At 61.4% G+C, this 5,197-nt stretch carries 6 protein-coding genes; 3 read left to right on the forward strand and 3 right to left on the reverse strand.

What is annotated here, in order from left to right:
• Positions 1 to 188: 188 nt before the first annotated feature.
• Positions 189 to 839, reverse strand: a complete 651-nt coding sequence (locus tag E3O47_RS13240) for a TetR/AcrR family transcriptional regulator (RefSeq protein WP_134420824.1) — start codon at positions 837 to 839, stop codon at positions 189 to 191.
• Between the two features lie 109 nt (positions 840 to 948).
• Here E3O47_RS13240 and E3O47_RS13245 point away from each other — a divergent pair, with 109 nt between their 5' ends.
• Both E3O47_RS13245 and E3O47_RS13250 read left to right on the forward strand, forming a co-directional pair.
• Complete coding sequence (locus tag E3O47_RS13245; protein ID WP_134420826.1) at positions 949 to 1,734, forward strand: alpha/beta hydrolase; 786 nt, start codon at positions 949 to 951, stop codon at positions 1,732 to 1,734.
• Positions 1,731 to 2,012 carry a DUF1905 domain-containing protein gene (locus tag E3O47_RS13250; RefSeq protein ID WP_134420828.1) on the forward strand — a complete coding sequence of 94 codons (282 nt, stop codon included), beginning with the start codon at positions 1,731 to 1,733 and terminating at the stop codon, positions 2,010 to 2,012. The genes E3O47_RS13245 and E3O47_RS13250 overlap by 4 nt, the downstream gene beginning before the upstream one ends.
• A 109-nt stretch (positions 2,013 to 2,121) precedes the next feature.
• Here E3O47_RS13250 and E3O47_RS13255 read toward each other — a convergent pair whose 3' ends face one another.
• A complete protein-coding gene (locus E3O47_RS13255; RefSeq protein WP_134420830.1) occupies positions 2,122 to 2,733 on the reverse strand; it encodes a TetR/AcrR family transcriptional regulator in 612 nt (203 codons plus the stop codon).
• Between the two features lie 983 nt (positions 2,734 to 3,716).
• Between E3O47_RS13255 and E3O47_RS13260 the strand changes: the two genes are divergently transcribed.
• Positions 3,717 to 4,499, forward strand: coding sequence for a hypothetical protein (locus tag E3O47_RS13260; protein ID WP_134420832.1), 783 nt, complete (start codon positions 3,717 to 3,719; stop codon positions 4,497 to 4,499).
• Between the two features lie 69 nt (positions 4,500 to 4,568).
• On the opposite strand, the gene E3O47_RS13265 is transcribed toward E3O47_RS13260, so the two are convergent.
• A complete protein-coding gene (locus tag E3O47_RS13265) occupies positions 4,569 to 4,967 on the reverse strand; it encodes a hypothetical protein (protein WP_134420834.1) in 399 nt (132 codons plus the stop codon).
• Positions 4,968 to 5,197: the final 230 nt, after the last annotated feature.

The following is a 5,197-nucleotide window of genomic DNA, read 5'->3' on the forward strand; positions in this document are numbered from 1 at the left end:
CACCAGCTTGACGGCCTCGTCTTTGAGTTCAGAAGTGAACTCGCGGCGTGTGTTTCCCATGATGAACATTCTCTCGTGTGAGGTGTCCACCAACCGGGGTCAAGGCCAGCGAGTCGCGAAGCTAAGCGGCGGTATCGCGTTGGCGCATTGTGGCCGGTCTTGCGTGTTCCCAGTCTTCCTCGTCAGTCTCAGCGCAGATCGTCGAGACCGGTATCGTTGGCGTAGGCGGTGAGAAATACGCGCGTGGCCTCCGCTGCATGGGCCCTCATTGCGGTGGTAGTCGGGATGGCCTCGTCGCCCAGGAGCATGGCTTCGTTGACCAGCGCGGCGAGTACCAGCCAATTCAGGGTCGTGGCTGCTACTGCTGGGCTCGGTGCGCTCAGGAGTCCGCGCTGTGCGAGCTTGGAGATGACGATGGCCAATGATTGGATCGATCGTTGGGGACCGTTTTCGAATAGGGCTTGGGCTAGTTCGGGGAAGCGGCTGACCTCTCCGATCACTAGGCGTCGTAGGCGGAGCAGCCTCGGTGTCATGACGATTCGCATCTCGTCCATGGCGTATTGCATGAAGTAGGGCGCGAGATCTGCTTCGTCGTCCGGAATGCTGTCGAGTTCGTCGAGATTGTCGCTGGCCCCCGCGGTCATCGTGGTGACGAGCTCAACGAAGAGGACCTCTTTGCTTCCAAAATGCTTGTACACGGTCTGCTTGGACACACCGGATCGCTCTGCAAGCTCATCCATGCTGGTGCCGAGATAGCCATCGCGGAGAAAAAGTGTTTCCGCGGCCTCGAGAATGGCACGGTGCTTGCGCGCCGAACTCGATCCGAATGATTCGCTCATGGCGTCCTCGCATTTCGGGGTTTGAGTTTCTGGACTAATGAGTCTAGTTTAGAACGCAGAGGAACTGATCAGTCCAGTCTAGTTTGACTCCGTCGAAATGAGGATGTCCATGTCCAGCCTTGTGACAACCGCTCTGCACGACCGTGTCGCCTACGATCTTCGCGGATCCGGTCCTTCGGTGATCTTCGTCGCCGGCGCCGGTCCGTGGCGCGATATCGACCCGGTCACTACTTCGACCGCGGAACTCCTCGCCGACAAGGGCTTAACTAGCATTGTCTACGATCGAGTGGGCCGAGGGGACAGCCGCGCAGACGGGCCGATCACCCTTCACCGCGAATTGGCCGCCATCTCTGCACTGGTAGACGCGGCAGGTGGTAGCGCCCTGCTCTGCGGGCACTCATCCGGATGTTCACTCGCGCTGTTGGCCGCGACGAAGAGGATCTCCTTGACCGGTCTCGCCCTCTGGGAAGCGCCCCTCGCCCCACCGGACAGCGGTGCCAAAGAGCTGGCGAATGACCTCCGCGAACTTCTCGCCGCAGGACAGCGGGAGCGCGCCCTCGACCTCTACATGCACGACATGCCGCCCGAGATCCTCGAGATCGTGAAATCGATCCCGGCAATGATTACTCAGGCCGACAGTCTGCAGCCTGACGCCGACTCGCTCGCCTGGGCGGAATCGGCACCGCACTCACAGTTGTTCGAACGCATACAGGTGCCAGTGCTGGCAATGGTAGGCACGAAGAGCTACGACGAAGTGATGGTGCCCGCTGCAGAGTCCATTGCCTCCGCCATTCCCGATGCGAAGTGGGTGCGGGTGCCCGGCGCCGACCACGAGTGGGAGCCCCTCGCGATGGCCGACATACTCGCCGAATTCAGCCGAGGAACAGCTCGATGACCGCCCAGCGAGCTGAGCTCCACTTCTCGAGCCCGTTGGCCCATCCAGCGATGCCCGCCTCGTGGACAGTGGTGGCAGTTCCCAAGTCAAAAACCTTCTTTGGCACCGGACGCACGATCAAGGTCGACGGAACGATCGATGGTCATCCGTTCGCCGCAACACTCATGCCCGACGGGCAGGGCGGCCACTTCCTCTCCCTCAACGCCGCCCTGCGAAATGCTGTCGGCAAGCGGATCGGTGACATCGTCGACGTGCATCTGGCTGAACGAACGAAATAGACAGCGAAAATCTCGCATCACACCGATACGTCGCGCAGCACGCGGATCCTCGCTGAATCGCAAACGATCGTTTGTACGACATGCCCAGAAGTGGAGGAGCGCGTGTCACTTACCCTGTAAACCTGTTGGGATGCTTTACGCCGAGTGTTTTGAGGGCGCGTGTGAGCATTTCTTCGATTCGTTCGGGGAGGTCTGCGCGTTCCGTGAGTCGATTGGAGATTTCCTGCACGCCGTAGAAGTACGCGACCAGGTGCCACGCCTCCTGGTCATGGTCCAGGCCGGCAGGTATCTCTTCGGCGGCCTCGGCCTCGCGAAGTAGCAGCCCGATGCGCGCGACCCAGCCGACATACGGTGTTGGCAGGGTGGCTGGGATCAGTTGGTACTCCCGCATCAGTCGCACTGCGGCCCGCACGCGAACGTCGTTTTGGAAGGCGTCGGCCACGCCCCGGATCGAGGCGACGATCGCTTCCATCCCGTGAACGGGCGGGGCATCGTCGAGCACGTTGGCGAATGGTGCTCGGGAAAACGCGGAACCTATGAGGTCCAGGGCGATATCCGACTTGGCGCTGAAGTGGTACTGAACCTGGCCCTTTCCAGTCGCTGCCGCATCGGCGATGAGGCCAATCGAAGCACCTGCGTAACCACGGTCGGCGAATTCAACCGCAGCGGCGGCCAGAATGCGCTCGCGCATCTCCGCCGACCGAGAATCGTTGCGTGCCAATCGTGCCTCCAGAGATTAACCAAAGTCCGAGCCTGACCCGCTGTGGTGTTGACTCCGTGAACGAGGCCACATCCAGACGGCATCCGCGAGCAGTGCTGTACAAGCGTAGCCATCACCTCCCAAAAGCCAGCCCGAAAGTACTGTACGATCGTACAAGTCCCGGCGAGATTAACATCTCGATGCAATGTGGGGATACCGGGGGGTCCGGGACTATGGCTTCCCCAGTCAGATTGATCTCTGACTGGGGCCGCCAACCCGACTGCGTCACGGTCAGAGCGAAGAAGGCGTCAGATGACTGCACCGCTGCAGTTGCGCCGCCGCTTCGAACGGCACGCGTCTCGGAGCTGCAGCCGGCCGGTTCGGGGGAGCCGCGAAAAAGCCCCGGCTTCGCTGCACCCGGGGGAGGTGAGGAAGCTGCCGGGGCCAATCCTTGTGGAGTGGGGGGACTCCGTCACCAAGGGTATGAAGGATCGGCTAAATACCGGCTGGGCGAGCCCGCGTGTCGATGAATAACTATCGGACCGACTAGCCGCCCAGAAGAGACCACGCTCAGCTGGAGGTGCTGCCCGAACGATCGAGTGGACGAACGCGCATGAAGGAACCTGCCTCGATATTTCGGCCTACGCATCGGACAACACGACGGTGATTGGCGTCTTCAGGATCGGATCCGGCAGACCCTTCGCCCCCTAAACGCAGAGAAATGTCATACGGGACGAGGGGACGGACGGCAATAGTTTCCGTCGGCGCTGAGAGGGGATACGAGTCGCGCAGGATGGATGTCCATTGGCGTGGTTAAGCTCTGACTGGAGCGGGGAGGCCGCCCGGTGAGGACCGATCATGACAACCGTCCATGAGCTATTCCGACACGCCGGCGTGCGCTACGATGGCGCTGTCTCCTGGGGAGAGGAGGTGCCGCTCGCGGGCCCTGGGGTGTACGTCGTGTCCACGAGCGCGAACCGTAATGACAATGCAGGGCTGACTGCGTGCCCCTGGATTTAGCCGCGGTCAATTCACTTCTCGAGGTTCGTCCGGAGACGACCATCGACGGCGATCAAGCCGATGCTCAGCAGGTCGGCAATCGCCTCAACGCTATGTGGCCCGCCGGGGAGCCTGTGGTTTACATCGGGTTAGCCGGAACGAGCACTCACCAGCGGGTGGGCCAGTTCTACGAGACTGCCATCGGCGCGCGGGGTCCTCATGCAGGAGGCTGGCCGGTCCAAATGCTCGACACCGCTCGACTCTGGGTTCATTACGGGCCTGCCGATGCCCCTGCTGTCGCCGAAGCTGCGATGGTGGATCGCTTTGTAGAGGGTCTGGCGGGCGACGTCCGTCGCTCTTTGATCGACCCGGCGACGCCGGTGCCATTCGCGAACCTGACCTTCCCGACAGGCCGTCGCAAGATTCACGGTTTTCGCGGTGTCAAGGCACCGAGGAACGTGTCAGAAAGCCGAGGCGGCCCTACAGGCACGGAAGGCGCCGCCGTCGTCACTGGTTTCGGTCGAACTCAGGGTCTAACAGACGCCGACCTGGCCGCGGGTCAGATCCGTATCCCCCGAGAGTCGAAGCAGCTCTTCCCCGAATCGAAGTTTGAGATCAAGGTTGAACTGGGTGGCGAGATGTACCCGGCGTCGTGGGACCCGCGCGAAGGCGGAGACAAAGAGCGCTCAGGTGTCATCCGTGTCGGACGAGAGGTGCTCACGCGGCACATGTCTGCCAGTGGGTCGCGGATCGTCGAGGATACGGGCCGCGGCTATCGATTCTTATGAACGAACCCTCACCGGTGGCTAATCGCTGTGGGAATGGAGCGTCCGCAAGCCGAACCCTCTGCGGCACGCTCATAGGAATTTGGCGTTTCGTGGGCGGTGCGTGAGCGTAGCTTGGGTGTCACGTTTCTCGGAAAGGCGTCGCGCCTCCATGGCGATCTGAGACGGCAGCCAAGCGCCATACGCGAACTCTGTCCTCTTCCGCGAGGTGAACTGAACCACCGGACGAGCACGAATGATAGCTTCCTGCTTTTGGACTCCGTCGAGGCTCATCTCGAAGTCCCACGCGCACCGACCGTAGCGCTCCAGCGTGAACGGAAGAGTAGGTGCGTTCGCGTGATCAGGGGCATCGAAGAGCGAATCAATGCCCCCACCACCGTGCGATGCCGTGAAGTGAGTATCCAGGCCGTTACCTCGATCAATCTGCCAGTACGCGGCCATGATCTGCGTGGTTTGGTTGCCGGTGTTCACGACTTCGAGGCTGAAGCCGGCAATCCGCCGTCCTGGCACCGTGCTCCGTTCCCCAGTCCACTGCTCACCGGATATCGAGACCACTGGACGATCCCAGCGCCAAGCGCGAAATGCTGTCCAGTGTTAACGCCGACTGAAAACAGGGCCACTTCTGCCAGGCGAGTTCTAGGGCGAATTCCAGCGGTCGTCGCAACACTGGTTGGTTAGCTGGATTCTAGTTCGTCGACGAG

This window comes from Cryobacterium sp. TMT2-17-1 (assembly GCF_004402765.1).
GTDB classification, from domain to species: Bacteria; Actinomycetota; Actinomycetes; order Actinomycetales; family Microbacteriaceae; genus Cryobacterium; species Cryobacterium sandaracinum.

Excerpts from the sequence above, each read along its gene's own strand:
- E3O47_RS13240 (WP_134420824.1), bottom strand. The coding sequence starts at position 839 with ATGAGCGAATCATTCGGATCGAGTTCGGCGCGCAAGCACCGTGCCATT.
- E3O47_RS13245 (WP_134420826.1), top strand. The coding sequence starts at position 949 with ATGTCCAGCCTTGTGACAACCGCTCTGCACGACCGTGTCGCCTACGAT.
- E3O47_RS13250 (WP_134420828.1), top strand. The coding sequence starts at position 1,731 with ATGACCGCCCAGCGAGCTGAGCTCCACTTCTCGAGCCCGTTGGCCCAT.